At 38.4% G+C, this 2,551-nt stretch carries 1 protein-coding gene; it reads right to left on the reverse strand.

All coding sequences use genetic code 11. The features are described 5' to 3' along the window. Positions 1-11: 11 nt before the first annotated feature. Positions 12-2,551, reverse strand: a 2,540-nt coding sequence (locus tag HMPREF0629_RS00265; protein WP_009221372.1) for a Cna B-type domain-containing protein, incomplete at its 5' end; no start/stop codon positions are given.

Raw genomic sequence — 2,551 nt, forward strand, 5'->3', positions numbered from 1 at the left:
CTACTTNTTTTTTAATCTTCTTTTTTCTTTTTAAATACATAAACGCCACATATTCCCGCAATAACTGTCGCTATTCCCAAGTATGCCGTTTGATCCATAAATCCTGTCTTAGGAATTTTTTTCTCTTGCGGTACTTCAGGTGGTGTACTTGGTACTTCCGGAGGTGTCTGTGGTATTTCCGGTGGTGTCGGCGGTGTAGGTGGTACTTCAGGTGGTGTGTGCGGTGGTGTATATGGTGGCACTTCAGGTGGTGTCGGCGGTGTCGGCGGTTCATAAGGCGGTCTCCAAGGCTTTCTGGTATTAATTACTACATAACCCTCTTCTGCCGTTCCCGTAATTACACTTACATAACCGTTTCCGATTGCAACTTCCCTAATAGTATACTTTATTTTCTTTCCATCTTTGTATTCATCAAGGTTTGTGAAACTTCCTGTCCAGTTGTTGGCTTTGGTTAGAGTTAAAGTTTTTCCAGGTACTTCTACTCCGTCTGCCAATAACTGAATAATTACACTGTCAGGTCTTACTCCGTCCTGGTCATTATTATCTCTCCATACCTTTGTAACTTGTATACTTGTTTTGCCCGGTGTATATGAATTCTTGACATTGTAACCTTTTACTGTTGTGGAGTAACCTTCCACTTTTTCTTCCGTTATTGTGTAATTGATTTCTTGTCCGTTTTCATACTTGTCAAGATTTTCAAATTTCCACTTCCAACCGTCTGCTTTTGTTACTTTTTTGGAATCTATTTTTGTTCCGTTCTTTAACAGATTTATGATGATTTCTGTAGGTCTCTTGCCATCTTGATTGTTCGCATCATCCCAAGTCTTTGCACCTTCAATATTTATTTTTTCAGGAGTATGGCTATTTGTGACGTCATAGTTGTTAATTTCAGTTTCATAGCCATCTACTTTTTCTTCTTCTATGGAGTACGTTATTAACTTTCCGTTTTCGTACTTGTCAAGGTTCTCAAACTTCCACTTCCACTTATGGTCTGCACCTTCTGTAACCTCTTTCGTTTCCTTAATTACAGCAGCTTCATTACCTACTTTTTTTAACAGCTTAATAATAATTTTGGTTGGACGCTTTCCATCTTGGTTGTTATTATCATTCCAAGTCTTTTCTCCTTCAACCTCTACTTTTTCAGGTTTATGCTTATTTGTTATGTTATAGCCGTTAATCTCGGTTTCATAACCGTCTACAGGCTCTTCTTTTATAGAATATATGATTTCTTTACCATCTTCATATTTTGGTAAATCATTGAATTCATATTTCCACTTACCGTCATCACCCTTTGAAACTTGTTTTGTTTGTACAACTACAGGAGCTCCACTACCAACTTTTTTAAGCAATTTAACTGTAATTGTAGTTGGACGCTTTCCGTCTTGGTCGTTATTATCATCCCAAGTCTTTTCTCCTTCAACCTTTACTTTTTCAGGAGTATGTTTATTTGTGATAATTATATTGCCATGATTTGCATCATCATATGATGTGATATAACCATTTATTTCTCCAACTTCTTTTACAGTGTACTTTATGGTTTTTCCTGCTTTCTTCTCAGGAAGGTCATTCCATGTGTAAGTCCAACCGGTTTTCTTCTTAAGTTCTACTTCATCTCCTACCTTTTTATCATCTCCATACAGCTGCACCTTGATGCTTTCAGGGCGCTTTCCATCCTGGTTATTAGCGTCATCCCAGTTCTTAGTTACTGTTACACTTGTTTTTCCAGGCGTGTAGCTATTCTTGATGTTGTAGCCGGTAATTTCAGTTTTGTATTCAGATACGACATTTTCTGTTACGGTGTACTTTATCTCCTGTCCATTCTCATACTTTGGAAGGTCGGTAAAACTGTACTTCCAGTTATCATCTTTAGTAACCTTAACTTCTTTTATCTTATTTCCATTTGCAAGAAGATTTACTATGATTTCCTTTGGACGCTTTCCGTCTTGGTCTTCTGCATCATCCCAAGTCTTTTCACCCTCTACTTTTACTTTTTCAGGAGTATGACTGTTTGTTATAATCACATTTCCCTGACTATCATTACCATATGATGTAATGTAACCGTCTACTGTTCCGACTTCTTTTACAGTATAAGCTATAGGTATTCCTGCAGCATTCTTAGGAAGCTTTTCCCATGTGTAAGTCCAGCTATTTCCGTTGTTAAGTTCTACTTCATCTCCTACCTTTTTATCATCTGCATACAACTGCACCTTGATGCTATTCGGACGCTTTCCGTCTTGGTTGTTCGCATCATCCCACTTCTTGGTTACCTTTACACTTGTCTCTTCAGGTGTGTGGTTGTTTGTTACGTTATATCCGTTTATTTGTGTTGTATAGTCAGCTACAGCTTCTTCTGTTATCGAGTATGTTATCTTCTTTCCGCCTTCATATTCCGGTAGTCCTTTCCATGACCACTTCCAGCCGTCCGCTGCCGTTACTGTCTTTGTCTCTTTCTTTACAACAGGTCCGTCGCCTACTTTCTTCATCAGGTTAATCTTGATTTCTGTAGGTCTCTTTCCGTCCTGGTCGTTGTTATCGTTCCAAGTCTTTTCAC

It is taken from the genome of Peptoniphilus sp. oral taxon 386 str. F0131, from assembly GCF_000090945.1.
Lineage (GTDB): Bacteria > Bacillota > Clostridia > Tissierellales > Peptoniphilaceae > Anaerosphaera > Anaerosphaera mikwangii.